Raw genomic sequence first — 26844 nt, forward strand, 5'->3', positions numbered from 1 at the left:
GTGCGACGGCCGTTCGCCTCCGTCGGGTGGCCCGGCTTGGGAGGTCTCGCCCTCCTGTGTGCCTGGATGGTCTGGTCGGTGGTGGTCGGTCTTCGCCTGGACCAGGGGTTCTCGCTGACGAGCCCGTACCTCGTCGCACCGATCGTTCTCGTGCTGGGAGTGGCTGGCGGACAGGCACTTGTCCGGTATGCCGGTGACCCACGTCTGCACATCGCGCTCGCCGTTGCAGGTGTCGTGCTCATCCTTGGTGTGCTGCTGACGAAGGAGCCAGGCAAGGAGCCACTCGGCTACGCCAACGCCAACGCCGCACTTGGCGTGCAGCTCGTGGCGATGTGCGGGCTGGGTGTGGTCGCCGCGCCTCCTGGTCGGCACCGAATTCTGGTGTCCGCGTTGGGACTTGGCGTGGTGGCGGTGGCTCTCAATCGTTCGGCGGCAGGGCTGGCTGTGTGCGTGCCACTGGTGCTGGTGATCGCTGGGGTGTGCTGGCGCAAGCCCGCTCATCGTTGGTGGGCCGTGGCCCTCGGGACCCTCATCTCCGTCGCGGGTGCGGCCGTCATCCTGCGCCTCGCGCAGGGTCCGGCCTTCCCGTCGTGGGCGCGGGGCATCTTCGACACCGTCCGGGAGCAGCTCTGGCACGACGCGATGGCCCTGTGGGACCGACGACCCGTCACCGGGTCCGGCCCCGGTTCGTTCCGTGACGCCACGGCGCTCTCCATCGACCCGGACACCTCAAGTGCCCACTCGTCGGTGCTGCAGATCGGCGCCGAGACGGGTTGGGTCGGCGTGACCTTCTTTGCTCTCGTCGGGTTCGCCGGACTCCTCTGGGCAGCCCGAGGCAGGGCGCCCCAAGCCGTGATCGCCATGGCGGCGTGGACCGCCCTCCTCGTCCACTCCTACGCCGACCACCTGTTGGAGTTCGCCCCGGTGATCCTCGCCGCCGGGGCCGTCCTGGGTTGGGCAGCTGCCAGCGGCCGCTCGGGACAGGCTGATTCAGAAGAGCTCGACGTCTCCGAGGGTGAGCGCCCAGTCACCGGGTGAGGGTGCGGAGGCCGCGAGGGGACGCGTGGTGAGCAGCGGACCCTGACGGGGCAAGGGCACGAGACCAGCCGAGGGTCCGGTGCGCAGCCCGATCGCGTAGTCCGCTCCGGTCTCTCGCAGGACCCGACGCACGAGCGAGGCGCCGGTGCGACGGTCCGGCACGAGCTGTTCGACGATGGCGGCCTCCACGGCATCGCCCCGGCGGCGGAGTCGGAAGATCACGCCGCCACGACCAGCGTTGGCCTCGTCCACGAGGAGCAGCCGATACCTCAGCGGTGCGAACGCGGTCCGCCACGCGAGGTACTCCGGGGTGCGGTTGGTCCGGACCCCCTTGGCCGGAGCATGTCGGATGAGCTGCTCGGCGAGGGCGCCGTCGGCGAGGGCCACCGCGGCGTCGAGCCCGACGTCCGTGGCGTCTGACCACAAGGAGGCCGGCACGCGTGAGGTCACCATCGACACCATCGAGCGCGGCCCGCGCGGCATGACCCCGACCGGGAGCCGGCGGGCGAGGCTCCAGCCCATCTTGAGATAGCCCGGCCGGCTCTGCTCGTTGGGCGTGTTGAAGACGATGCCATCACCCGCGAGAGTCAACTCGCTCACGCCCTGCAAAGTGAGGGTCCGGAAGATCCCCACTCCTCTGTATGCCGGGTCGGTTGCCGTGTCGACGGCGCGCACCGCCCGCAGCACGCGGCCTTCGTCGGTGAGGAACTCCCAGCGCAGGAAGGTGCGGTAGCCGACGACCACTCCGTCGTGCAGTGCCACCCATGCCGGGGACACACCGAAGGGGTTGTCACGGTGCTTCCACTGCAGGAACGCCTCGTAGTGCGGGTCGTCCACCTTGCCCAGCGAGGCCCGGAGCATCGGGAGCGCCGTGGCGTCGTCCTGAGGCTCCGCTGCCCTGATGACGAGGTCCTCCGGCTTGACCGAGCTCATCCGTACGCCCCTCCATCGTTGGTACCCTCGAGCGAGTTTAGGCCGCGCCCGGATGCCGCGTCGGCGTTCGGCATCGCGAGCACCCGGGAGGGACAGCATGGGGACCGCTCAGCCATCCGCTGATCGCGTCCGAGTTCTCTGGCTCGTCAAGGGTCTGGGACCGGGGGGCGCCGAGCAGCTGCTGCTCCTGGCTGCCGGGGTGGTGGACCGGGACCGCTTCGACTATCGCCTCGCCTATGTGCGACCCGACAAGACTCACCTCGTCCCCGAGTTCGAGGCCAAAGGCCTTGTCCCACAACGACTTGGCCTGAATGCATCAGGGCCAGCGCTGCGGGCCGCGTGGGTGGCAGACCTTCGCCGGGCGATGGCCGACGCCGACATCGTCCACGCCCACTCCCCCGTCCTGGCCTCGGCCGCGAGGCTCGTTGCGCGCAGCCTCCCCCGGGCCCAACGCCCCATCGTCGTCACCACTGAGCACAACGAGTGGACGAGCCACCGCACGCCCACCCGACTGCTCAACGGCATCACCTCGCCCCTCGACGCCCACCACTGGGCGGTCTCGGACCAGGTCCGGTCAACGGTGTGGAACTCGCGGCGAGAGGGCTACGAGGTCCTCATCCACGGCATCGACCCGGCCACGGTGAGTCCGGCACCTGGAACGCGGGAGCGGCTCCGCGCCGAGTTGGGCATCGCGGCCGATGAGGTCCTGTCCCTCACCGTGGCCAACCTGCGGGCCAACAAGGACTACCCCAACCTTCTTCGCGCCGCCCGGGCCGCCCTCGACCTCGAGCCACGGCTGAGGTTCGCTGCCGTCGGCCAGGGCCCACTGGTGGACGAGGTGGCCGACCTCCACAGATCCCTCAACCTCGGTGATCGCTTCCTGCTCCTCGGTTTTCGACGCGATGTCCACGACCTCATGGCCGCCGCCGACATCTTCACCCTCGCCTCCGCACACGAGGGCCTGCCGGTCGCCGTGATGGAAGCGTTCGCAGCAGGCCTTCCCATCGTCGCCACGGACGTGGGCGGCCTCCCCCAGCAGGTCACCGCTGGCGTCGAGGGCCTCCTCGTGACACCCGGCGACTCCAAAGCCTTGGCCGATGCCCTCGTGTCCGTCGCGCGTGCTGATGCGATGCGACAGCGCATGGGTGCGGCCGCGCTGGCGAGGGTGGCGGACTACGACATCCGACGCGCCGTCACCGAGCAGGAGAAGGTGTATGCCGCCCTGGCCGCACCTTCGCGACGTGGCTGAGCGCACCGAAGCAACGGTCTAACCGCGCAGACCGGCGGCCTTCCCGAGACGGACGGCAGCGGCATACGCGCGTTCGGGCCCGAGCGCACCGGTGAGCTTGGCAGCAAAGAAGGACTCAGGGTCCGACTGACGCACCGGCACTCGCGTGAGCCGCATGCGGTTCGCGTCAGGCAGGTTGCGGCCCAGTTCGCCGGTGGAGGCGCTGCGGAACCGTGCCCTCAGGCGGGCCTCCATGGCCGGGACGGGAATCCCCCACGGGTAGGTGAAGTGCCGCGGTGTCACGCCAAGGTGGTTCTCGACGGCCTCGGTGCAGGCGTCGAGCTCTGCCTCGGTGAGCACCTCGGGCCGGACGTGGCTGTGGGTGTGGTTGCCGATGGTGCACAGGCCCGAGTTGACCAACTCGGCCAGCTGGTCCCAGGTCATCCCACGGCCCGCGCGTCCCTTGGCGGTCGACCCCTCCCAGACCATCGTGTCGTCGACGTAGCCGGACGCGAGGTAGACCGTGAACGGCAGGCCCCGCTCACGCAGGAGCGGCCAGGCGTTGGCGTGGACGTCATCGAAGCCGTCGTCGAAGGTCAGCACCACGGACGGGCTGGTGTCGCCGGCATCGAGCCGATCCAGCGCGGTGTCGAGGGAGACGACGTCGTGCGACGCGAGGACGTCGAGCTGCCGCCGGAAGTCGCTGGTGGCGAGGTCCAGCTCGTCGGAGGTCCCGCCACCGATGCGGTGATAGATGAGGAGGCTGGCGCCGGTCGCCGGGGCGTTGCGGCCCGCACGGGCCAGAGCCTGCTTGAACCGGCGGCGGGCTCCCTGCGACTCAGCGGCGGGCACGGGCCAGCTCCCTCACTGTGCGGTTGTCCGGCGGGCGCCAGCGCCCGACCTCGGGAAGGGCCAGGAGCACGACGAAGAACGGGATCATGAGCACGCGCTGCCGAGCGAGGATGCCGAAGTTTCCAAAGCCGGAGAACGCCCAGATGAAGGCCGCCATGTAGACGACGCAGAAGGTCACGTAGGGTTTGGCCTTCATGAGGGTGGGCAGGTGGCGCAGCCGCGGCCACGCGCGAACGACGAGCACGATCAGCAGCAGACCCTCGAGGCCCTGCATGAGCATCTGGGCGTTGCGCGCTTCGAAGGGGAACGGTCTGAAGAGCACAGTGATCACGGCGCTCGGGATGTCGGTCGGCGACTGGATCGGGCTCGCCTCGAACGACGAGTTCCCCTCGCTCGCTTGGTTGCTCGCGACATCGACGGAGTCAGAGACCGCCTGCAGCGAGAAGTCGTCGATCCCCAGGAAGCTCGCTGACTGGGACGTCAGGACAAAGGCCGCGGCACCCAGCACGACGACGCCGGCGACCTTGCTGAGGATCCCGGTGCTGCGTGCTGCAGTGGGCCGGAACAACTGGGCGACGAAGAGAGCGGCGAAGAGCAGGAGGGCCAGGTGCGGCCGAAGCAGGGTGGTACCGGCGGCCCCCACCACGAGCAACGGGATCGCCCGGCGGCGGTGCGCGAACAGGTAGGCCGCGCCGAGGGCCGTGACCCCGACGAAGAACATCAGCCACGACTCCTTGCCGATGCTCGACGGCCAGTAGAGCAGCGAGGGCAGCAGCAGGACGAGGGCGGCATACCGCTTGTGGTTGCCGTCAGGAAGGGCCGTTCGGAACGCCTTGAAGAGGAAGTACTGGCCCCAGAACGCAAAAGCCGCGAACACCACGAAGGCCGCCAGCGGCGATGGCCCAATCACGGTGTAGAGCGCCGTGGTGATGACCTCCATCCATTGCGTCCCCTGCTTGCCACCGAGCTCAAAAACGATCACGCCGTCACGCCACTGCTTGTAGTACGTGGCCGCGTAAAGGTTGTAGCGCTGGGCGTCCGCGGCACCGGCATACACGACGTATGCGACGTAGTAGCGTGCGAGCGCTCCCACGATCTTGAGCGCGAAGGCAGTGCCGAGCAAACCCGACAGCCACGAGTCCTCCTCGCCGCGCGTGACGCGACGAATGAGGACGACGTTGACGGCGATGACGATCGGGATGACGATGGCCGCACCCCAGAAGTTGTAGGAGTCGGTTCCCACAGCCAGCCGGAACCCGGCGGCGACACCGAGGCCGGCGAGCACGGCAAGACAGCCTGCGGTCAGCCGCATCCGTGCGGTCCTCACGCGAACCTCAGGCGGACGAGGCGCGCCGAGTGCGACGACTCTCGCGGCTGGCGTCGTCGAGGAAGTCGTCAGGCTCGGACTCGGTCACCACAGGGGCCGCGGGACGGCGCTGGTCGGCGAGCCTACGGCCACGCTTGACCTTCTTCTTGGTCTTGCGCGCGTCGCCGTAGCCGTAGCCGTAGGTGTCACCGAGCTTGGCCTTGGCACCCACGATGATGACGCCGCTCACGGGCACCTGGAAGCGACCCACGAGTTCGGCAACCCTGTTGCCGGCGACCTCTGTCAGTCGACCGTGGCGGACCACGAGGAGCAAGGTGTCAACCATCGGGAGGATGTCGAAGACATCGCTGGCCTCGAGCAGCGGAGCTGTGTCGATGAGGACGACATCAGCCATGTCACGGGCCTCTTCGAGGAGGTGCCCCATGCGGCTCGCCAACGACGCGGGGTGGGCCAGGCTCGTGCCCGCGGTGATGATCCGGACACCAGGGACGCTCGTCGGACGGACAACGGCGCTGAGGCTGCCCTCGCCGGGGTCAGTGAGGTAGTCCGAGATTCCTGCGCCTTGCGGCACGTCGAACGCGTTGTGCGCGTCCGGAGAGCGAAGGTCCGCATCGAGCACGAGCACCTGTTGGCCGGTCTCGGCAAAGCTGGCGGCGAGGTTGGCCACACTCGTGGTCTTACCCTCCGACGCATGGGCTGAGGTGATGAGCACCAGTCGGGCGGTGTTCGCCGGCCTGCGCGGCTCGATCGCCGACCGTCGCGGCGAGTAGTCGCCCGGCATCACCTGGCCGGCTGTGTGCGTGAGGGCCGTTCGAGCGGCACGATAGCCATCGGCATACAGGCTCAACGGGTCTTCGAGGACGCCGAGCGTGGCCCGGTTGCGCTGCGAGCGCTTGAGTCGCGGGACCTCAGCGATGATCGGCATCCGCAGAGCGGAATGGATGTCAGCCCGAGTACGCAGTCGAGAGTCAAGACGGTCCATGACGAGGGCGGCACCCAAGCCGACGAGCAGACCCAGCAGTGTCGCCATCGCGGTGCGGGGACCCCGGCCCGGTGGCACGACGAATCCACCGTCGGTGGTGGCGCTGGGGATGGGGGTGGCTGGCTGGAGAACCGACAGGGTGGCATTCTCGGCCCCGGGTCGCCTGGCCTGCTCGATGAAGAGGACGGTCTGGTTGGCGAAGGCGTTGGCGACTGCTGCAGCCTGCTTTCCGTCGGACGCCGTGGCCGAGACCATCAGGGCCTGCGACACGGTGTCCGGCGTCACGGTCAGGCCACGGGCGAGAAGTGCCGGATCGCCCTCGAACTTCACGACGGCAGCGGCACGCTTGGGCACTTCGCCTGTTGTCAGGTACAGCGCGATGCGCCCCAAGTTGGAGCCTGTGGCCTCCGGGTCCTTCGACCCGACGAGAATCGTCGCGGTGGCGGTGTAGGAGCCCACCTTCTTGGTGGTGTCGGAACTGGCCGGCGTGATGAACCAGGTCGCCGCCCCAGCCACGAGGGCGCAGATCAAGATGACCGGCCAACGGTGGCGGAACACCTTGATGTAGTCCTGCAGTGTCACGCGGTCACTCCCTGCCTGATGCCATGTGCGTCCCCCCGCGTCAGCATGAACAAGGCCTTCCGATCGGTGGGGCAGTCAGATGCCAACAGTATGCGCCCGGGGTGATCGCCACCGGTGGTTTGCCCGATCTCGACCCCGCTGACAGGTTCATTTGTCAAGATGGCCTCTGTACTTGACCAGGACGGGGAAGGCGTGGGGTGACGAATGCGCATTGCCCACCTCACGACGATCGACATGAGTCTGGCGCTGCTCCTCTCGACCGAACTCGAGACCGACGTCGTCGAAGGACACGAGGTCTTCGGCATCAGCGCTCCGGGCCGCTACGTCGAGCGTGTCGAGGCGCTGGGGGTGACCCACGTACCCCTACATGCCCTGACCCGCTCATGGGATCTCCGAAAAGACGCGCAGGCCTTTCGCGATCTGGTCCGAACCCTCCGGTCGCTCGACCTCGATGTCCTTCACACGCACAACCCCAAGACGGGAGTGATGGGGCGCATCGCTGGCCGACTGGCCGGCATACCCGTCGTGGTGAACACGTGCCACGGCCTGTGGGCTCGCCCTGAGGACAGACTGCGCAAAAGGCTTTTCGTCTACGGGGCCGAGGCCGTGGCGATTCGCTTCTCGGACTACGAGTTCTTTCAGAACGCCGCGGACCGCCACACGATGCGCCGCTTCCTCAAACAGGGGCGCCATGAAGTTGTGGGCAACGGCGTGGATCTGGTCCGTTTTCAACCCGACCCGGCGGGCCGTCGCCGGGTGCGAGCCGAGCTCGGCCTCTCGGACAGTGACCTCCTCGTCGGCACGATCGGGCGCAGGGTGCGCGAGAAGGGCCTCGCCGAATTCGCCGAGGTCGCCGAGAGACTCGGCGAGCGGGCGACGTTTGTCTGGGTGGGCCCTGAGGACGAAACAGACGCGCGCGCTGTCGTCCCGCACGAGCACGCAGTGCGCTTCCTGGGGGAACGCTCCGACATGGCCGCGATCTACTCCGCCCTGGATGTGTTCGTTCTCGCCTCCCACCGCGAAGGTTTCTCGCGCGCGTCGATGGAGGCTGCCGCGTGTGACGTCGCCATGGTGCTCACCGACATCCGCGGCTGCCGCGAGATCGGCACCCACGATGAGCACCTCCTCCTGACGCCTGTCGCAGACACACCAGCCTTGGGGTATGCCGTGGAGCGGCTTCTCGACGACGCTCCCCTGCGTCGTCGACTGGGCACCGCGGCGCGCGAGCGCGCCAGGGCTGCGTTCGACCAGCGTGTGGTCGCGCGACGGTCGTTGGAGACCTACGCCCACGTCCGGTCACGCGGCCGTGGGTGGCTGCGCGCACGGCCCCACGGCGACGACAGCACACAGCGGCCTATTCTCGGTGTGGCCCAGGGACCCTCACCCGGGGCACCCGACCGACCTCGATGAAGGACACGAACTGATGGCCCCCAAGGCGTCCAGCCCTCCGCCCGCGGGAGGGTGGTCGGCACTGTGGCAGCTGGGAAGAGGACACCGTCGCCGCATCACCCTGCTGTCGGCCGCGTCGTTCGGGGCAGCCATGGTCGAAGCGGGCTTCCTCGTCCTGGTCACGGGACTGCTCCTGGCACTCACCAGTGGGCGCGACGCCATTGGTCCCGTGGGTGGACGTGAGTTGTCCATCAACCTCGCACTGATCGCTGCGGGGGTCGGTCTCGTGCTGCGGTTCGTCCTGAACATGGTGGCCCTGCGCCAGTCCGCCGCTCTCAGTGCCCTCGTCCGGACGGGACTGCGACGTCGCCTCTCACACGCCTACCTCGGGGCCGCGTGGTCGGTGCACAACTCCGAACCCTCGGGTCGGCTGCAAGAGCTCCTGACTTCGTTCATCGGCAGGGTCCTCGTGGCGGTCGCGGGAGCCATCCAGGGGCTGACCGCCGCCCTCGGAGTCGTGGCCTTCCTGGGAGCCGGGCTGGCCATTCAACCCCTCGCGACCCTCGCCGTGCTGGCCTTCCTTGCCGTCCTCGCGGCGCTGCTCGGCCCGCTGCGAGGTGCCATTCATCGGGCGGCACTGCGGTCCGGTGCCGCAGACCTCGACTTCGCGACCTCCGTGTCCGAGCTGGGTGGCCTCGGCCGGGAGATGCAGGTGTTCGGTGCACGACGCGCATTTCTTGAGCGTGTTGACCGTCTGACCGACGTGGCCAGTGAGCGCCAGCGCAAGGTTCAGGTGCTCTATGGCTCCCTCTCCCCCACCTACACCCTCTTTGCCTACGGCGCGATCCTCGTGGCCATCACCGGCCTCAGCTTCGTGGATGCGCGCGACCTCACGACCGTCGGCGCGGTCACCCTGCTGATGCTGCGATCGCTGACCTACGGTCAACAGTTGGTGTCGGTTCACGGCTCGGTGGTGTCCTCGCTTCCCGCCCTGTCCGAGGTCGAGGAAACCGCCCGCCGCTACGAGGCACTTCCGGCGGCAAGGGGCACCGCACGACCTGATGCTGCCCTCCCCCTCGTCATGGACTCTGCGTCCTTCTCCTACGGCAATGACCGCCCGACTCTCGAGGACGTCGATCTCACCCTGGATCGGGGCGAGGTTCTCGGCATCATCGGTCCGTCCGGTGCAGGTAAGTCAACGATGGCCCAGCTCCTGCTCGGCCTGCGCGAGCCGGAGTCCGGAACGCTCACCGTGGGCGGCGTCCCGCTTGCGGACGTGGACCGCGACTGGTGGACGCGTCACGTGTCGTTCGTTCCTCAGGACCCCGTGCTCGTCACCGGCACGGTGGCCGAGAACATCCGGTTCTTCCGCGAAGGGATAGACGACTCGGGCCTGGAGCGGGCGGCAACGCAGGCCAACGTCCTTGCCGACATCAGCGCACTCGCGTCAGGTTTCGACACCCATCTGGGTGAACGCGGCAGTGGCCTCTCGGGGGGCCAGCGACAGCGTCTCTCGATCGCTCGCGCCCTGGCGGGCTCCCCCTCGCTCCTGATCCTTGACGAGCCGACGTCAGCACTCGACGGGCACAGCGAGCAACTGATCCGCGACACCATCGTTGCCCTTCGTGGACAGGTGACGGTGGTCATCATCGCCCACCGCATGTCCACCATCGACATGTGCGACCGCATCATGGTGGTGGAGGGTGGCCGCGTCACTGGTCTGGACACCCCCGATGTGCTCAGGTCGACGAGTTCCTTCTATCGACGCGCATTGGCGACGGCTGGACTCGGCGGAGGGGCCTAGGCAGACGGAGTCGAGCCCGATCGGCGACGCACGACATAGACAAACGTCTCGCCGACGAAGATCGCTCCGCGCGGACCCCGGGTCGAGGGCAGGGAGGGCTCTGCGTGGATCCGCACGGGTTTTTCTGGACCGCGAGTGGCGAAGCCGAGCCGCAACCACGCGGTGCCCCGAAGGTGGCGTCGCACCTGACGGGCCATCTCGAGCGGTCGTCGTGATCGCGTCTCTGGTCGGGTCGTCGTGGCCTCGCTGAGAATGAGGCCGTGGCGTTCGGCGAGCTCGGCGATGCCGCTGGGAAACGCGAACATGATGTGGTCGGCGTTCTCCCAGCAATCCCCGCGCTGGCCCGCAGCCACGCGGTGGGGCGCCCAGGGGTTGGGCGTGGTGATGATCAGTTCTCCGTCGGGCCCGAGCAGGTCGCGAGCGGCGGTGAACAACATGTCGAGGGACGGGACGTGTTCGATGAGTTCCCCAGCGACGATGACGTCGAAGGGTTCGGCGTCGGCCAAGGGCCCCGGACCCTGCGTGAGGTCGTGGGTCACCACGTCATAGCCGGCCTCGACCATGCGCGCGACACCCTCGGGCAACACGTCCACCCCTAGGCAGGACGACGCCGCAGCGGCCACCCTGCCGTGCAGCCATTGGGGTGACTTCATTCGCTCGACGTCATGGGCCACACACCCGATGTCGAGGACCCGCCGGCCCGTGCACCGGTCCACGATGAACTCCGCGCGATCAGCGATCGGCTCGCGCCATGCTGCCCGCAGGGTCCTGGCGCGACCTGCCAGGGCTCGAACGTCGTTGGGATCGTCCGCCACGTCGGACCAGCGCCCGGGGATGGGCCAATCTTCGGCCAAGGCCTGCGAGATCCTCTGTGACGCAACGTTCTTCATGATCCTCCAGACGCCCACACCTGCCTGACATACCATCAAATACGTGTCACAGACTACGGGGGACGGAGCCATCTGGGCGGTGGTCGTGACGTTTGCCAGACCAGCAACCCTCGACTCCATGCTCTCAGCGCTCGGGCGCCAGACACGTCGGCCCGACCACATCCTCGTCGTCGACAACGGGTCAGACGTCGAGGTGTCACGGGTGGCCGCGATGCACGGTGCGGAGTACGCCGACAGCGGTGACAACATCGGGCCGGCTGGAGGCAACGCTCTGGGAATGTCGTTGTTGCTCCCGCGTGCAGCCGATGGAGACTGGCTCCTCTTCATCGACGACGACGACGAACCCGCTGACGACTCGCTCCTCCAACGTCTCGAGACCTTCGGGAAGGACGCTGCCGCCTCGGACCCGCGACTGGCGGGTGTGGGAATCGGCGGAAGTCTCTACCGTCGCCAGTGGGGTGTCTTCCACCGCCTCGAGGACCACGAACTCACCGGGGCAGTTGAGCTTGACGTCCTCTTCGGCGGATCACTGCCCATGTATCGGGTCGACGTGATCCGCGAGGTCGGCGCATTCGACGAGCAACTCTTCTGGGGCTTTGAAGAGGCAGAGTTCGGCTTGCGTCTGCGCAGCCTGGGTTATCGGTTGTGCGCACCCGGACCACTCTTCCTGGAGGCTCGGCGTCTGGCTGGCACCCAGGGCGACTCGGGTGGGCCACGTCGAACCCCTCTCGACAAGGCTGCCTGGCGGCGCTACTACTCGGTGCGCAACTCCACCGTCCTGGCGCGACGTTATGGCGGACCCGCAGCCTCCACGATTGCCGGAGTCGGTGGCGCTGCCAAGGGAATGCTCGCCCTGGCGCGTGGACGTCGGCCGATCGCCGAGATCGTCCTTCCGGCGAAGGGTGCCGCCGATGCCTACCGAGGGCGTCTGGGTCGGCGGATTGACCCGGGCCTGAACTCGAAGGTGTCGGCGTGAGCCCCGAACTCCACCGGGTCAGCGTTGTCATCCCGGTCTACAACGTCGTTGACTACCTCGAACAGTGCCTCGATTCCGTTGCGGCACAGACGTATCGGTCTCTGGACGTCATTCTGATCGACGATGGCTCCACCGATGGGAGCGGGCCACTGTGCGACACGCTCGCGGCACGCGACCCACGCTTTCGGGTCATCCATCAGGACAACCACGGGCTCAGCCATGCCCGCAACGTCGGGATCGGCGCAGCCACGGGGACGTTTGTCACTTTCCTCGACTCGGACGACTGGTGGGAGCCCACATTCGTCTCCTCCCTGGTCAAGGCCATGGATGACCATCCCGGAGCGGGCACGGCGATGTGCTCGTTGACGCGAGTTCCGGGCGCGACGTACGACCCGCGGATCAGTCAGACGCGGGTTCTCTCTCCTGCGGAGGCCATCGCGCAGTTCGCGGGACCTCACCACTCCATCTTCGTCATCGCCTGTGCCAAGCTCTTTCGGCGGACCCTGCTGGACACCGACACCTTCCCCATTGGGCGGGTGGCCGAAGACGCTTTCGCGACTCATCGGTTGCTGATGAAAGCACCCGTCGTCCAAGTCCCCGAGCCGCTGTATCTCTACCGTCAGCGGGCGCACTCGATCACCTCGCGGCCGATGACCGTGAGCCGCCTGATCGACGAGACCGAAGGCAGTGAACAGCAGATCCAGGACTTCCTCGACGCGGGGTTGACGGACGCCGCTGGCTGGTCGGCCGATCAGGCCTTCAGGCGCCGCGCCAGGCTCATCGCGATTATGGAATCGACGAAAGCCGAGGGAGTCGACCTCCAGTACGCGGCGTTGGCTCGTCAGGGGCGATCGATGCGCGGGGTGTCGCGACACCCGGTTTTTCGTGCACTGGCCACACTGAGCACGGCCAGTCCCCGAGCGGCGGTTGCGCTTTTCGGTGGGTTGTCGTCCCTTTCGCTGCGGACGAAGGCATCGTCCGGAACCGCACCACGCATCGCTCTCACCTTCGACGATGGTCCGGCGCCCGGCACCGCTGATCTGGCGCATTACCTCGTGGAGCACTCCGCGCAGGCGACGTTCTTCCTCCAGGGCGACCAGATCGAGGCGCGCCCGGACATCGTGCGACTTCTCCACGACTCGCCCGGTCTCGAACTCGCCACCCATTCACACACCCATCCGGATCTGCACCACGTCGATGCCGATGGCATCCGAGCTGAGCTGCGTCGAAGCAATGACGCCCTCGAGGCCATCACGGGGAGTGCACCCGGACTCTTCCGCCCACCAATGGGCCATCGCAACGGCCTCATCGACTCGATCGCCGGAGAGTTCGGCCAGCCTGTCATCTTGTGGTCAGTGAACTCCATGGACTTCAAGGACCCCGGATCAGCCACCGCCGAAGTCCTCGCCCACGCCGAAGACGGCGACATCATCCTGCTCCACGACACGTTCAACGAGACTCTCGACACCGTGAGCCACCTCGTACCCGCGCTGCGCAGCAGAGGTTTTGAGCTGGTGACGGTCAGCTCCCTGCTCGGCGAGATGTCACCGGGGGTCGTCTATCGAGGTGCCAACTCCCCTGACGTTCGATTCCGTCGCTGGACGCACCTGCAGCGTCTGCGTATCGCGCGGCGCGCGTCTAGGCTTCACCGGTGAGTGTCTCCTCGTCACCGTCTCGACAGATCGCTGCACGCGTTGGGCGCCGCACGGCGACCGTGGCGCGGGCGGCCTACTACGCCACCGGATATCGCGTGCGGTACCCGGGCAAGGAGTCCCTCGAGGGTCGCCTCCACCAGTGGGAGACTGCGACCGGACGAGGGGACGTCCCCCTGGACCAATCACGGTGGGACGAGCAGTACGGTCGGGGTCGATGGACCTTCTTGTCAGGTATCGAGGAGATGGCGCACTACGCCGTGATCGTCGGCTATGCGACCTTCCTGAAGCCGCACTCGTCCGTCCTTGACGTGGGCTGTGGCGCAGGTGTGCTTCATGAGCGCTTCGCGGCCGTCGGCTACGAGCGCTACACGGGAGTTGACCTCTCCCGGGTCGCCGTGGACTCACTGCAGGATTCGACCCCACCGAACGCAATCTTCTATGCCGCGGACGCCGCGACGTTCACGCCGCCGGGAACCTACGACGTCATCGTCTTCAACGAGTCCATCACGTACTTCAGCGACCCCATGGCGGTGTTCGCGCACTACCAGCAGTTCTTGTCGCCCGCAGGCGTGGTCATCGTCTCCTGCCACATCCAGTCGCCGCGCGCCAACGCCATCCTGCTCCAGCTCACACGCGACCACGCCGTCCTCGACGAGACGATCATCAGGCAGGGCAAGGTGTCCTGGAGGTGCGTTGCCTTCGGCGAAACGCCGCCTGCTTGATCACCCGGATCGTGCCAAAGACGACGTCGGCCTGCCCCTAGGAGTTTGGGGATCCGTCCGGTGGAGTTCCTGGACGGGTGGAGGGCGTCGAGCGACGACGTAGACCCGGTGCCACTGTCGACTTGAGCCTTCCCGCCACACCCACACTGCGAACAAAGAGGCCCGGCGAGGCCACCGACACGAGTGCGGCGGACTTGTACAGCGCCGAGATCTGCGTGGAGGCCAATAGGACGCGCACATGCGAGGTCATGAAGCGTCGGTACTCGGCGTCGTATCCGGGAGCTCGTCGAGCCGCCCCCCGGGACGTCGCCTCAAGGGTTCGCAAGGCATGGAGCACGTAGCCGAGGACGAGTTCCTCACGCTTTCCCGGGTCCGTCTCCGTGGCCCGCGTGAATTCGATGTTGGCGTCCAGGACCTGAAGAATCGTGGGCCCCATGAGTTTGCGATGGCCGTCCATCAGACTTCCCGCGTGCTGTCGGTAGCCGTACTCGGCTGCGTTCGACAGGGCAACGGTCGTGGACCGTGCCACCAGCCGCGGAAGGATCTCGAGATCCTCGAAATCGCTCCCCGGCCGGAAGCGGAGATCGGAAAAGGTCCCGGCGGAAATGAGCTTGCCGCACGATGCAAAACCGATGCCGCTCGACACGATCCGGGTCATGACCTCACCGCGTGGTTCAACGCGAAGCTCACTACCGGGACGAAAGGCCGCGGGCGCCCCGCCATCCGTGAAGGGAACCAAATCGGCCATGACGAGGTCGGCGTGGGTGGTCAGCGCTGCGGAGAGCAAGCTCGAGACATACCGGGGCGACACGACATCGTCCGCATCGACGAACGAGATGAACACCCCTGTGGCGATGTCGAGGCCGCGGTTGCGGGCGGCCGACAGCCCACCGTTGGGTCCGTGGAGAACCCTGACCCGCTCATCCCGCTTGGCCCACGCGTCACAGAGTTCAGGCGTGGCATCGGTGGACCCGTCGTCCACGAGGATGATCTCCACGTCGCGATGGGATTGGGCGACCAGGCTGGCGACACACTCGTCCAGGTAGTTCTCGACCTGGAAGGCAGGGACGATCACGCTCACCAAGTCGTTGACGTCATCACTGGACACGGAGTTCCTCCACTGCAGCCGCCAGCCGATCACGGAACTCGGTCCGGCCCAGCACGTCCAAGTCACGCTCGTCCGGGCTGCAGCCGCCCGCGAGCAGCTCGTCCCAGCTGATCTCACCGTCATCGGTGATTCGAGAGGTTCCCGGCTGCCACGCTGCTTGGTTGCTGAACACTCCGATGGGGCGCGAGGCGACCGCCGGGGCGTAGCGGAGCGCATCAGCGGTGCTCCAGCCGAAGCCCTCGGTCAAGGAGAAGGAGACGTAGGCAGCGCATCGCTCATACAGGTACCGAATCTCGGCCGGCGATGCGTCCGTGACATGGGTGATGCGAGGGTGGTGGAGCAGTTCCGGCGGGATGTCGAAACGCGTGGTGGCCTGGCTGTGGCACCACACGAAGGGCAGGGGTGCGGCGTCTGCGGCCCGCGCGAGATCCGTCACCCCCTTGATCGGATCGTACGGATTGAAGACGGTCAGGAGGTACCGGTCGGGCAGGTCGACCCTCGGCCTTTCCCCGCTCGGGGCGAGGTCAAAGACCGGCGGGGGCAGGAGAACGGACCGAGCTCCCTTCGGCACCAGCTGGATGTTGTCGGGCGCCTGCATGGCGATGGCGTCGAATCGCTGCGCCACATCAGGTTCGACGGCATTGCCGGAGGGGATCAGGAGTCGGACATCAGCAGTAGCTGCCGGAACGACATGCGCACCTGAGAGGAACTGCAGGTAGACGTCATAGTGCGGATGAAACGCTCGCCGCACGGGATTGACCACCGTCTGCAGCACTCGCCCCTTGAAGCCGGAGCGATGTCCCGACCCCCACCACCCGCGGTCGTCGGCAGTGCTCACGCGGACCCCTGCTGGGACCACCGACCAGGGCCCCTCCAGACGATGGCGGACGACAACGTCGACCTCCTCGCCCTGCAGCGCTTGGACAATCGAGTAGAGCGCACGCTCCGCGCCACCCGCGCCTCCGAGCCAGCCGGAACTGATCAGCACCCGCATGCGATTCGATCCCCTGTCTCAGTGCCACGTGAACTTCGCGGACCCTGTGATGGTTGATCCGGGACGGACCCTGCGTGCCGAATGGTGAGTCTCCACTGGCCCGAGGTTAGTCCATCGACCACCGCCGGGTGTCACGCTCGCCCAGATGTGATCAGCACGTGTTCATACAGTTTCTCGATCACGACCTTGTCGACATTCGGGTCGAACTTGCGGGCGAACATGCGGTCCGAGGACGTCAGTTCGTCGAGGTCGGCCTCCACCCAGGTAGTGGGGCTCCCGGCTCCGGCCCCACGGGCGAAGTCGATGAGCCGCACGTTGCTCCGATAGGGCTCGTCGTAGTCAAAGACCCTGTCCCTGAAGTACGAATTCCAGACGAGTGTTTGGACGTAGAACTCCGTCGGGATGAAGGCCCCCTTGAACATGCGCCTGAGGTCAGCCTGTCTCGACACGATGAAGGCAGCGAGTTCGGAACTGACCGAGTACCAGTCGCTGCCATACCTCAGCTCCACCCCGAAACCTGCTGTCCGGTCCACGCCCAGCCTGCGTTGGCCCCAGAGTGCGACCGTGCGCGCCCGCAGATAGGCGCGACGCACCAGGGGTTTCGGCGAGCGGTAGTAGCGATTGAGGGGGTGACGCAGGGCGACCCACCAGTGGGCTTGGGGAGAGGCTTTGTTGAACGCCACGAACTCCCGTCCTGCGTGCGAGGTGAAGAACCGATGCATTTCATCGCAACTCTGCAGCGGGAGATCCGAGTCCGACACCAGGTGCAGGTAGGAGTACTCCCCGCGATCCAGAGCGAGGCGCATCATCTCGACGATGCTCTCGATCTGCGAGTAGTCCCCCCAATAGACCCTCATTCGAGGGACCAGGATCACCCGCGCGTGCTGACACAGAGTCGCAAAAAAGGTCTCGTCAAAATCCTCGACCTTCTTGTCGACATGCAGATAGATGTCGTTGCGCTCGTCGTCGAGCAGCAACATGAGCTTCTCAAGGACGAAGAAGTTGTTGTACGCAGCGATCAAGAAGGCGTGGCGCATCCGGGAACCTCCTCGATCCATCGCAACAGTGCGCGTCACCGACTCACCCGATGGAGGCGCTCGTGGAGCACTTGTCCCAGCGTAGTCGCCGCCGTACCGGTAGGTTGGCGAGCCAGCCCACGCATGCTAGCCACGCATCGCGAGGTGCACCATCGGTGAAGCAGGAGGCACAGCATGGTCAGCCGACCCCGGGGTGTGGCCAAGCGGCTGCGCACGCCAGCGCGCAGGTGGCGGGCTGGCGTGCTTCTGGGCGCGGGCAATGCCCTGAACCTCCTCGTGCGCCTCTATGGCGACACGGACAAGTTGTCGCACGGCTACCTACCGCACTACGAGACCCACGTGGGTCCACGTCGCTTCGACTCCATGTTGGTCTTCGAGATCGGGGTCGGAGGATACGAGAGCCTCACCCCTGGAGGGTCGCTCGCCGTGTGGCGTGACTACTTCTTCCGCTCCAGGATCGTGGGCCTGGACATCGAGGACAAGCTCGTGCGCCTGGGGAGTCGCGTCGCCTTCGAGCGCGCAGACCAGAACAGCCACGAGGATCTCAGGGCCGTCGTCGCTCGGCACGGCGTGCCGGACATCGTCATTGACGACGGCTCCCACGTCGGCGCCCACATCAGAGCCACCTTCGAGTTTCTGTGGCCCCAGATGCGGGCCGGGAGCATCTACGTCATCGAGGACCTGTCGACCAGCTACTACCCAAGCTACGACGGAGGCGACCCTCCTCCGCCGTCCTCGGCCATTGCCCTGCTGCAGAGCATGGTCGACAGCGTTCAGGCGCAAGACAACACCTTCGACCGCTATCCCGAATGGGGCACGAGGTCTGCGCCGGCGCACGCGGACCTCCAGGCTCTCCATGTCTACCCGGGGATCGCCTTCATCGTGAAGGGTTGACTCGTCGGGTGCGGCTGGATGTCTCGGTCGAGCGGGCCCACGCTGAGCGCCGACGCCCCGGGTTACAGACGCAGGTCGGACTCGGACTTGTCGAGGATGTACTTGAGGTCATAGAGAACGTGACCCTTCGGGTTGCCGAAGGCGCGGATCTGCTGGGCGCCCATCTCGACGAACTCCTGGTGCGCGACCGCGATGACGACTGCGGAGTACGAACCCACCTCGGGATCCTGCACGAGGTCGATGCCGTAGTGGCGGTTGGCCTCCTCGGGGCGCGCCCACGGGTCATGGACGTCGACGGCGATGTCGTACTCGGCGAGTTCCTTGAGGATGTCGACGACGTGCGAGTTGCGCAGGTCCGGGGTGTTCTCCTTGAAGGTCAGCCCCAGGACGAGCACCCGTGCACCGCGGACCGGGATGTTTTCCTTCGTCATACGCTTCACGAGCTGGGAGGCGACGTAGGAGCCCATCTGGTCGTTGAGTCGGCGCCCGGCCAGGATGATCTCCGGGTGGTAACCGACGGCCTGCGCCTTGTGGGTGAGGTAGTAGGGGTCGACGCCGATGCAGTGCCCGCCGACGAGGCCGGGGCGGAAGCCGAGGAAGTTCCACTTGGAGCCGGCTGCCTTCAGCACCTCCTCGGTGTCAATGTCCAGGCGGTTGAAGAGGATCGCGAGCTCGTTGATGAGCGCGATGTTGACGTCGCGCTGGGTGTTCTCGATGACCTTGGCAGCCTCGGCGACCCGGATCGACGATGCCCGGTGCGTGCCCGCCGTGATGATGGACGAATAGAGCGCGTCGACGAAGTCGGCGGCTTCCGGCGTGGACCCGGAGGTCACCTTGACGATGTTGGGGAGTCGGTGCTCCTTGTCGCCGGGGTTGATGCGCTCGGGGCTGTAGCCGACGAAGAAGTCGACGTTGACGAGGAGTCCGGACAGGTCCTCGAGGACCGGGACGCACTGCTCCTCGGTCGCGCCCGGGTAGACCGTGGACTCGTAGATGACGACGTCGCCGGGCAGGAGGACCTTGGCGATCGTCTCGGTCGCTGACAGCACGGGTGAGAGATCCGGCTGCTTCGCTGCGTCGATCGGCGTCGGGGTGGTGACGATGAAGACGTTGCAGCTGGCGATGTCGGAAGGGTCCTCGGTGAACCTCAGTCCGGTCGCCGAGGCCAACTCTTCGTCGCTGACCTCGAGGGTGAAGTCGGTGCCGGTGCTGAGCTCCTTGACGCGGGCGCCGTTGATGTCGAAGCCCACGACGTCCATGGTCTTGCCGAACTCGACGGCGAGCGGCAGACCGACGTAACCCAGACCGACCACCGCCAGCCGCACAGCGCTGGGGATCGAGGGGAAGGCGGGGGCGAAGGCCGTTGTCGGCTTGGCAAACGTAGTCATCGTGTGGTCCCTCCACGGGCGTCTTCATGGGCGGTCGGGTGGGCTTCGAGAGCGCCCAGATCAAGGTGGTGGTCGCTGTGGCCAGCGAGCACATCGGACGGCTGGACGTGCGGGACGGACACTTGCGTGATGAGGGGGTGCGCGGTCGGACTTCCCTGTTCGGCTGCGCTGAGGAGAACCTCGTGGAGCTTCTCGCCCTCGCGCAGGCCGGTGAACCTGACAGGCACGTCCTTGCCGGACTCCTCGATGAGGCGGCGGGCGACGTCGATGATCCGCACCGGCTCCCCCATGTCGAGGACGAGGACATCTCCGGGCCGACCGATCGCCGACGCCTGGAGCACGAGCTCACAGGCCTCCGGAATCGTCATGAAGAACCGGCTGACTTCGGGGTCCGTGACGGTCACCGGGCCCCCACGCTCGATCTGTGCGCGGAAGGTGTCGAGGACTGAGCCGCGCGAGCCGAGCACGTTGCCGAAGCGCACCGAGAGGTAGCGCAGTCCGGTCTCCGCGGCATACCAGGCAGTCATGCGCTCGGCGACCCGCTTCGTCTGTCCGAGAACGCTGGTCGCGTCAGCGGCCTTGTCGGTCGAGATGTTGACGAAGTGCTCGACACCATTGGTGGCGGCACACTCGAGGACGTTCAGGGTGCCGAGGACGTTGGTCTTCCAACCTTCTTCGGGGAAGCGCTCGAGCATGGGGAGGTGCTTGAGCGCAGCCGCGTGGAAGACCACCTCGGGAGCCAGTCGGCTGAACACCGCGCAGACAGCGTCCTTGTCGCGGATGTCGCAGAGCACCGTGTCGTCGGTGTCCAGGAGTCCGTTGCCGTCGATCGAGAGCTGGGTCGCGTGCAGGGCCGACTCGTCGCGGTCGAGGAGGATGAGCTTGGCCGGTCCGAGCTGGCGCACCTGGCGGGCGAGCTCGGAACCGATGGACCCTCCGGCACCGGTGACGAGGACGACCTTGCCGGTGACGTGGTCAGTGATCCCCGACAGGTCGGTCTCGATCGGTCGGCGACCGAGCAGGTCGGCAACGTTGAAGGCACGCAGCTTGTCGAGCTCGAGCCGTCCCGAGATCATCTCGCGCAGCGGGGGAACGACGACGAGGTCAACGCCGGCTTCGGTGCAGTGGTCGGAGACTCGCTGGATGAGCTGGGGGCTGGCCTCGCTGATGGCGAGCACGACGACCTGGGCGCCGGTCGCACGAGCCACGCGGACGAGGTCGCTGCCTCTGCCCAGCATGCGATAGCCGCGCACACGCAGGAACCGCAGTCTGGGGTCGTCGTCGATGAAACCGACGATCGCGTAGGGCGAGTCGGCCGAACCGTCGACCAGGCCAGCGAGCTGGTGTCCGGCATCGCCGGCACCGTAGATGAGGGCCGGAACTCCTGAGCCATCCCCATGGCGTCGCATTTCACGCGTGCGGGCCATGCGGAAGACCCATCGGCCGGCGGTCATGAAAAGAAAGGCCATGGCCGGCATGACGAAGGCGATGCCGCGCGAGAACAGCGGTGCGGCGATGTAGAAGGCGGCACCGAGGACGACGCTGATGGCGATGACCAGCTGGCCGAGGGAAGTCACCTCGTCGAAGCTGCCGACCTTGGAACGGCCGAGGTAGAGGTGGGTCCAGAAACCGCCGACGACCTGCAGGGCGATCGCTCCGGCGACATAGGTCCAGGCGATGACCCACATCCGCTCGCTGAGCATGAACTCGTGGCGGACGAGGAGGAACCCCAGCAGGGCGAGCAGCCAGGATGCGGCATCCCACCCGATCATCACCGAGCGTCGAGCGAAGATCTGCGACCTCGACATCTAGCACCCCTGGAAACCCGTCGATTCGTCAACTCCTGACGACACCACCGACGCTAGGTGGGTGCTACTTGGCGCGAGTGGTGAACTCCGAGAACTCCACCCAAGGGGCAAGAATCGTGGCCAGTCTGACTAGTTACCGCTAGTCCGAACTAGTCAGTAACTACGCTGAACGACCCTTCCGGCCACGATCGTGGCCGCGACCTGCATCGATCGCAGGTGCGCAGCGACAGCGGCACCGGTCGAGCCCTGCGCACCCGGGTCGGCATCGAGGAGGGCGAGGTCGGCGAGGCTTCCGACGCCGATCGTCCCCGCTCCGTCGACACTGGCCGCGAGGGCCTGGGCCACCGTGATCGTCTCTGCCGCATTCCACTCCTCTCGCTCGTCACCGGAGCGGTGGACGGCGGCGGCCATCGCCTCCCACGGGTCGAGTGGTGCGACGGGAGCGTCGGAACCGAGCACGAGATTGACGCCGGCTTCGAGCATGGAGCGGAGGGCGAAGCAGCGGTCGGCCCGGTCGGGCCAGCACTGGTGCGTGACGTCGCGGTCATCGAGCAGGTGGGCCGGCTGGACGCTGGCGACCACGCCGAGGGCAGCCATGCGTTCGACATCGGCCGGGGCAACGAGCTGCGCGTGCTCGATCGTGCCGCGAGCGCCAGTGCCGGAGAATGCATCCAGCGCAATCCCCACTGCGGCGTCGCCGATGGCGTGCACCGCGACCTCGAGCCCGTTGCGCGTCGCCAGCTCGAGCAGCTCGCCGAGCTCCTCGGGTGAGTTGTTGGCGCGCCCTCTGGGAAACTCGAGGACGTCGTCGCCGACATAGGGGTCATAGCAGAACGCCGTGCGCGTGTTGAGCGACCCGTCGCTGATGATCTTGAGGGGGCCCATCGTGATGAGCCCGGCCCGATCGAGAACGTCACCACTGCGGCGGCCGGCGGCGATCGTGTCGGCCAGCCCGGCGGCATACGTCGCCGTGCGCACCCGGACCACGGCGAGACCTGAGTCGGAACGCTCCGCCCAGTCGGTCGCGTTGTCGGCCCACTCGAACTCGCGCACGCCGACGACGCCGCGACGCACGGCGGCGTCCAAGACCTTGGCGTATGCCGTCCGCCTGCCTTCCGCTGTCATCGTCGCCTCGTCGAGACGGGCGAAGACGGGGAACCACTCGTTCTCCTCGACGACGCCGTCACGTGGCGGGACGTCGAGGAGACGCAACGCGGCGGAGTTGAGCCAACCGTGGTGGGCGTCCCCGCTGATGAGGACGACCGGGATGTCGCCGCTCACCTCGTCGAGCTCGGCAACGGTGGGCTGGCGGTCCCAGGCGGCGGCGCGGTGACCGAACCCCTGGATCACCGTGTCGGGCGCTCCCCCGCGACGCGAGCCGACCTCGGCAGCGATGAGGCGGACTGCGGCCTCCGGGCTGGTCGTGGACGAGAGGTCCAGCCGTCCCGCCGTCGCGGCCCACTGGCCGAGGTGGACGTGCTGGTCCCAGAGTCCCGGGATGAGCCAACGACCCTCGGCATCGAGCACCTCGTCGCTGGCCGACGGTTGCAGGCGGGGCGCCAGCTCGACGACTCGGTCGCCGACGATGCGCAGGTCGACCTCGCCCTCGGGAGCCGGACCGTCACCGATCCGAACGATGCGCACCCGGCGAAGAAGCAACGACGTCATCGCGGAAGCGTAGGGCCTCTTGACATGTGACTTTTTCGTCACATAATGAATCCGTGAACACCGAACAGGCCGTCTTCAGGGCTCTCGCTGACCCGACCCGGCGAACCATCCTCGATGCGCTGTTCGAGAGCGACGGACAGACCGTGGGTCAGCTCGTCGCACTCTTCCCCGACGTCACCCGGTTTGCGGTGATGAAGCACCTCACCGTTCTCGAGGAGGCGGACCTCGTCGCCACCGAGAAGGTCGGCCGGGAGAAGCGTCATCACCTCAACCCCGTGCCCATCGCGCAGATCGCGGACCGCTGGGTCAGCAAGTACGCGCAACCGTTCACTCGCACCCTGCTCGACCTCCAGAGCGCTGCGGAGAACCCCTCGAACCACCCTCGCCCCAAGGACGCGACATGACCGTTCAGCACATCTACCAGCTGTACATCCGCGCCGAGATCGATGACCTCTGGCGCGCCCTCACCGATCCAGAATCGACGCGTCAGTACTTCCACGCCACCCACTGGATCTCCCCACCCGTCGTGGGCGAGGCGTTCCAGACACACCTTCCCGATGGCGGGGTGGCCGTCGACGGCGTCGTCGAGGTGGTCGAGCCCCCGCGTCGTCTCGTCCACACCTGGCACCCGGTGTATGACGACGACCTCGCCGCCGAACCACCGAGTCGGGTCGCCTGGGAGCTCACGCCCGCGGGCGACGGACTGACCCACCTCCGGCTCACCCACAGTGCCCTCGATCAGAGTCCGCTCACGTCCGAGAACGTCCGAGACGGGTGGGTCTTCATCCTCGACTCACTCAAGACCCTGCTCGAGACGGGTTCGCCGCTGCCACCGCCCAGCCTCATGCCCTGAGTCAGGCGGGCCGCGACGTCGGCGCCGGCGTTGGCACGGTGAGGATCTGCACTCCGTCGTCGGTGACCGCCACCGTGTGCTCACTGTGGGCCGTCCGGCACCCCGTCGCACTGCGCAGGGTCCAACCGTCGTCGTCCGTGACCAACTGGTCGGTGTCGGCCATGACCCAGGGCTCGATCGCCAGCAGGAGCCCGGGCCGCAAGCGATAGCCGCGACCGGGCCGGCCGGTGTTCGAGATGTGAGGGTCCTGGTGCATCGTCGAGCCGACTCCGTGTCCGCCGAACTGCGTGTTGACCCCGAAGCCGGCATCGGTGAGGACCGAACCGATGGCGTGGGACAGGTCCCCGATGCGGGCATCCGGGCCGGCAACGGCGATCGCCGCAGCCAGGGCCCGCTCGGTCGCATCGATCATCGACAGGTCGTCCGGCGATGCCGCGGCGGGATCGCCCACGACGAAGCTGATCGCGGAGTCGGCCACGACACCGCGCAGCGACACCGCGAGGTCCAGCGACACCAGGTCACCGTCGGCGAGGACGTAGTCATGCGGGAGCCCATGGAGGACAGCGTCATTGACCGACGTGCAGATGTAGTGGCCGAACGGCCCACGCCCGAAGGATGGCTCGTAGTCGACGTAGCAGGACTGGGCCCCGGCCTCGAGCATCATCGTCTTGGCCCCCTCGTCGATCTCGAGGAGGTTGGTGCCGACGGTGGCCCGAGCCTTGAGCGCCTGCAGGATGTCGGCCACGAGGGCGCCGGTACCTCGGGCCCGCTCCAACTCGGTGGCGTTCAGTATCTCGATCATTTGTTCAGCGTGCCATCTGGCCGAGCCGTCAGGGAAACCGGGCGCTCCGGCTGGAAGGGGTGGCCCAGCAGAACCCCGCACACGGGGCCGGATCGACCCATTGCCCCATCGTCCACGGCACTCCTAGGCTTGAGCAGGCCGATCGAGCGAGGGTCGTGCGGTCCGCCCGTGGAGAGATCATGATTGGCGATCACACCCCTGTCACCACTCTCGGGGTCTCGGACCTCCAACGCGCCCGCGACTTCTATGAGGGCACACTGGGGTTCGCACCCGGCACCGAGATGATGGACCAGGGCATCACCTACCAGTCAGGTTCGGGCGCGTTCTTCGTCTACACGTCGGAGTTCGCCGGCACGAACAAGGCCACCGCCATGATGTTCGAGGTCCCCGGCGATGCCTTCGACGCCGAGATCGCGACACTGCGCGCCAAGGGCGTGACGTTCGACACTTTCGAGGCCGAGGGCACGGAGTGGAACGACGGCGTAGCGAGCATGGGCGAGGGCGAGGCCGTGTTCCGGAGCGTCTGGTTCGCGGACCCCGACGGCAACATCCTCAACCTCGGCTCAGGCATGAACTGACGCTCGCTGCATCCGCCGCCCACGCACGGGAGGATCTGGCTCGCCTTACAGACTTGCGTGATGCGCACGCCAGTCCGCATACCTCGGGAGCAACCCCGAGGCGCGGGCGGCGCGCAGGGTCGGTGCCGCCTTGTCCTTGGCCGAGAGGGTGGTCTCGACGTCAGTAGGAATCTGCAGACCGATCTCGGGATCCAGTGGATGGATGCCATGCTCCGTTGCCGGGTTGTATGTCGCAGTGCACAGGTACATCGCCGTCGTGCGGTCCTCGAGCGCGCAAAAGGCGTGCCCGAGCCCCTCGGTGAGGTAGACGGCACGGCGCTTGACCGTATCGAGGAGTACCTGCTCCACGAGTCCGAAGGTCGGCGAGCCCTCACGAAGGTCGACGATGAAGTCGATGAGGGACCCGGCGAGAACCGTGATGAACTTTCCCTGACCAGGGGGAATGTCGGCGAAGTGCACGCCGCGCACTGTGCCGCGTGACGACACAGAGACGTTGGTCTGGATGATGTCGGGCCGGTGCCCGAGATGTTGGGCGAGCAGATCGCCACGAAACGACTCCAGAAACACACCGCGGTCATCAGGGAACTGTCGCGGTGTCACGACGAACGCCCCCTCAATGGCCAGAGGTTGGACCTGCATCAGGGAAGCTCCTTGCCCTGCGCCAAGCAGGTGTGAATGTAGCCGCCGTATCCGCTCTTGACGAGAGCGTCGCCGAGCGCCGAAAAGTGGTCGTCATCGATCCAGCCCGCGCGCCACGCGATCTCCTCGACGCATCCGATCTTCATCCCCTGCCGGGCCTCGATGAGGTGGACGAACTGGCTCGCATCCATCAGGCCCTCGAACGTGCCGGTATCGAACCAGGCCGTTCCTCGCGGAAGCACCGTCACCGATAGGTCGCCACGTTGGAGATAGGCGTCGTTGACAGCCGTGATCTCAAGCTCGCCGCGTTGGCTGGGACTGAGGGATCTGGCGATCTCGACGACATCATTCCCATAGAAATACAGGCCCGGGACTGCGTAACTCGATTTGGGCTCGGTGGGCTTCTCCTCAATGGAGATCACCTTGTGATCGGCGTCGAACTCCACCACGCCGTACGCCGCCGGATCGCGGACGTGATGGGCGAAGATGTGACCGCCCTCGATGTCGCTGAGATCCCGGAGCGAGCGACCCAGACCCGTGCCATAAAAAATGTTGTCGCCCAGCACCAGGGCCACGGAGTCCGCACCAATGAAATCGGCACCGATGATGAAGGCTTGGGCCAGACCATCGGGACTGGGCTGCACGGCATACGAGATGTCGATTCCCCACTCGTGGCCGTCCACGAGAAGTCGCTCGA

Annotated in this window: 25 protein-coding genes; 11 read left to right on the forward strand and 14 right to left on the reverse strand. The window is 66.9% G+C overall.

What is annotated here, in order from left to right:
* Entirely contained in the window at window positions 1-1038 is a 1038-nt protein-coding gene (locus JNB_RS05395; protein WP_009775408.1) for an O-antigen ligase, read from the forward strand.
* Here JNB_RS05395 and JNB_RS05400 read toward each other — a convergent pair.
* Entirely contained in the window at window positions 991-1971 is a 981-nt protein-coding gene (locus tag JNB_RS05400; protein WP_009775409.1) for a GNAT family N-acetyltransferase, read from the reverse strand. The genes JNB_RS05395 and JNB_RS05400 overlap by 48 nt on opposite strands.
* 97 nt (window positions 1972-2068) lie before the next feature.
* Between JNB_RS05400 and JNB_RS05405 the strand changes: the two genes are divergently transcribed.
* On the forward strand, window positions 2069-3220 hold the full coding sequence (locus JNB_RS05405; RefSeq protein ID WP_009775410.1) for a glycosyltransferase: 1152 nt from the start codon (window positions 2069-2071) through the stop codon (window positions 3218-3220).
* A gap of 18 nt (window positions 3221-3238) precedes the next feature.
* Here JNB_RS05405 and JNB_RS05410 read toward each other — a convergent pair whose 3' ends face one another.
* Genes JNB_RS05410 through JNB_RS05420 form a run of 3 tightly spaced genes read right to left on the reverse strand, consistent with a single transcriptional unit; the run spans window position 3239 to window position 6942 of the window.
* The gene (locus tag JNB_RS05410) at window positions 3239-4051 is read right to left on the reverse strand and encodes a polysaccharide deacetylase family protein (RefSeq protein WP_009775411.1); all 813 of its coding nucleotides are present in this window, start codon (window positions 4049-4051) and stop codon (window positions 3239-3241) included.
* Window positions 4038-5363 carry a hypothetical protein gene (locus tag JNB_RS05415; RefSeq protein WP_009775412.1) on the reverse strand — a complete coding sequence of 442 codons (1326 nt, stop codon included), beginning with the start codon at window positions 5361-5363 and terminating at the stop codon, window positions 4038-4040. Before JNB_RS05415 ends, JNB_RS05410 begins: the two co-directional genes overlap by 14 nt.
* A 22-nt stretch (window positions 5364-5385) precedes the next feature.
* Window positions 5386-6942, reverse strand: coding sequence for a polysaccharide biosynthesis tyrosine autokinase (locus JNB_RS05420; RefSeq protein ID WP_009775413.1), 1557 nt, complete (start codon window positions 6940-6942; stop codon window positions 5386-5388).
* A 204-nt stretch (window positions 6943-7146) separates the two neighbouring features.
* Here JNB_RS05420 and JNB_RS05425 point away from each other — a divergent pair, with 204 nt between their 5' ends.
* Both JNB_RS05425 and JNB_RS05430 read left to right on the forward strand, forming a co-directional pair.
* A complete protein-coding gene (locus JNB_RS05425) occupies window positions 7147-8352 on the forward strand; it encodes a glycosyltransferase (RefSeq protein ID WP_009775414.1) in 1206 nt (401 codons plus the stop codon).
* A gap of 13 nt (window positions 8353-8365) precedes the next feature.
* Window positions 8366-10135, forward strand: a complete 1770-nt coding sequence (locus JNB_RS05430; protein ID WP_148232325.1) for an ABC transporter ATP-binding protein — start codon at window positions 8366-8368, stop codon at window positions 10133-10135.
* Here the strand turns inward: JNB_RS05430 and JNB_RS20285 are convergent.
* A complete protein-coding gene (locus tag JNB_RS20285; protein WP_009775416.1) occupies window positions 10132-11025 on the reverse strand; it encodes a bifunctional 2-polyprenyl-6-hydroxyphenol methylase/3-demethylubiquinol 3-O-methyltransferase UbiG in 894 nt (297 codons plus the stop codon). The genes JNB_RS05430 and JNB_RS20285 overlap by 4 nt on opposite strands.
* 43 nt (window positions 11026-11068) lie before the next feature.
* Here JNB_RS20285 and JNB_RS20290 point away from each other — a divergent pair, with 43 nt between their 5' ends.
* The 3 genes from JNB_RS20290 to JNB_RS20300 are packed head-to-tail and all read left to right on the forward strand — an operon-like array spanning window position 11069 to window position 14378.
* Window positions 11069-12001, forward strand: coding sequence for a glycosyltransferase family 2 protein (locus JNB_RS20290; protein ID WP_083784396.1), 933 nt, complete (start codon window positions 11069-11071; stop codon window positions 11999-12001).
* The gene (locus JNB_RS20295; RefSeq protein ID WP_009775418.1) at window positions 11998-13656 is read left to right on the forward strand and encodes a glycosyltransferase; all 1659 of its coding nucleotides are present in this window, start codon (window positions 11998-12000) and stop codon (window positions 13654-13656) included. Before JNB_RS20290 ends, JNB_RS20295 begins: the two co-directional genes overlap by 4 nt.
* Window positions 13653-14378, forward strand: a complete 726-nt coding sequence (locus JNB_RS20300; protein WP_009775419.1) for a trans-aconitate 2-methyltransferase — start codon at window positions 13653-13655, stop codon at window positions 14376-14378. The genes JNB_RS20295 and JNB_RS20300 overlap by 4 nt, the downstream gene beginning before the upstream one ends.
* A gap of 37 nt (window positions 14379-14415) precedes the next feature.
* On the opposite strand, the gene JNB_RS20305 is transcribed toward JNB_RS20300, so the two are convergent.
* The 3 genes from JNB_RS20305 to JNB_RS05465 form a co-directional block, all read right to left on the reverse strand.
* Entirely contained in the window at window positions 14416-15486 is a 1071-nt protein-coding gene (locus JNB_RS20305) for a glycosyltransferase family 2 protein (RefSeq protein WP_050766581.1), read from the reverse strand.
* Window positions 15476-16324, reverse strand: a complete 849-nt coding sequence (locus JNB_RS21715) for a glycosyltransferase (protein ID WP_202795216.1) — start codon at window positions 16322-16324, stop codon at window positions 15476-15478. Before JNB_RS21715 ends, JNB_RS20305 begins: the two co-directional genes overlap by 11 nt.
* A gap of 287 nt (window positions 16325-16611) precedes the next feature.
* Entirely contained in the window at window positions 16612-17517 is a 906-nt protein-coding gene (locus JNB_RS05465) for a glycosyl transferase (protein WP_009775422.1), read from the reverse strand.
* Window positions 17518-17691: 174 nt separating this feature from the next.
* Here JNB_RS05465 and JNB_RS05470 point away from each other — a divergent pair, with 174 nt between their 5' ends.
* A complete protein-coding gene (locus JNB_RS05470; protein ID WP_148232327.1) occupies window positions 17692-18411 on the forward strand; it encodes a class I SAM-dependent methyltransferase in 720 nt (239 codons plus the stop codon).
* Between the two features lie 62 nt (window positions 18412-18473).
* Here the strand turns inward: JNB_RS05470 and tviB are convergent, their stop codons facing one another.
* The 3 genes from tviB to JNB_RS05485 form a co-directional block, all read right to left on the reverse strand.
* Complete coding sequence (tviB, locus tag JNB_RS05475; protein ID WP_009775424.1) at window positions 18474-19799, reverse strand: Vi polysaccharide biosynthesis UDP-N-acetylglucosamine C-6 dehydrogenase TviB; 1326 nt, start codon at window positions 19797-19799, stop codon at window positions 18474-18476.
* Window positions 19796-21607 (reverse strand): nucleoside-diphosphate sugar epimerase/dehydratase, encoded by a 1812-nt coding sequence (locus tag JNB_RS05480; RefSeq protein ID WP_009775425.1) that lies wholly within the window; start codon window positions 21605-21607, stop codon window positions 19796-19798. The genes tviB and JNB_RS05480 overlap by 4 nt, the downstream gene beginning before the upstream one ends.
* 153 nt (window positions 21608-21760) lie before the next feature.
* Entirely contained in the window at window positions 21761-23275 is a 1515-nt protein-coding gene (locus JNB_RS05485; RefSeq protein ID WP_009775426.1) for an amidohydrolase, read from the reverse strand.
* A gap of 53 nt (window positions 23276-23328) precedes the next feature.
* On the opposite strand from JNB_RS05485, the gene JNB_RS05490 reads away from it, so the two are divergent.
* Window positions 23329-23679 carry a helix-turn-helix transcriptional regulator gene (locus JNB_RS05490; RefSeq protein ID WP_009775427.1) on the forward strand — a complete coding sequence of 117 codons (351 nt, stop codon included), beginning with the start codon at window positions 23329-23331 and terminating at the stop codon, window positions 23677-23679.
* On the forward strand, window positions 23676-24128 hold the full coding sequence (locus tag JNB_RS05495; protein ID WP_009775428.1) for an SRPBCC family protein: 453 nt from the start codon (window positions 23676-23678) through the stop codon (window positions 24126-24128). The genes JNB_RS05490 and JNB_RS05495 overlap by 4 nt, the downstream gene beginning before the upstream one ends.
* Before the next feature lies 1 nt (window position 24129).
* Here JNB_RS05495 and map read toward each other — a convergent pair whose 3' ends face one another.
* Window positions 24130-24930, reverse strand: a complete 801-nt coding sequence (gene map, locus JNB_RS05500) for a type I methionyl aminopeptidase (RefSeq protein ID WP_009775429.1) — start codon at window positions 24928-24930, stop codon at window positions 24130-24132.
* 179 nt (window positions 24931-25109) lie between these two features.
* Between map and JNB_RS05505 the strand changes: the two genes are divergently transcribed.
* Window positions 25110-25508, forward strand: coding sequence for a VOC family protein (locus JNB_RS05505; RefSeq protein WP_040884256.1), 399 nt, complete (start codon window positions 25110-25112; stop codon window positions 25506-25508).
* A gap of 45 nt (window positions 25509-25553) precedes the next feature.
* Here JNB_RS05505 and JNB_RS05510 read toward each other — a convergent pair whose 3' ends face one another.
* Window positions 25554-26147 carry a dTDP-4-dehydrorhamnose 3,5-epimerase family protein gene (locus JNB_RS05510; RefSeq protein WP_009775431.1) on the reverse strand — a complete coding sequence of 198 codons (594 nt, stop codon included), beginning with the start codon at window positions 26145-26147 and terminating at the stop codon, window positions 25554-25556.
* A partial coding sequence (locus JNB_RS05515) for a sugar nucleotidyltransferase (RefSeq protein WP_009775432.1) occupies window positions 26147-26844 on the reverse strand: 698 nt, incomplete at its 5' end. The genes JNB_RS05510 and JNB_RS05515, both read right to left, overlap by 1 nt.

It is taken from the genome of Janibacter sp. HTCC2649 (assembly GCF_000152705.1).
Taxonomy (GTDB): domain Bacteria; phylum Actinomycetota; class Actinomycetes; order Actinomycetales; family Dermatophilaceae; genus Knoellia.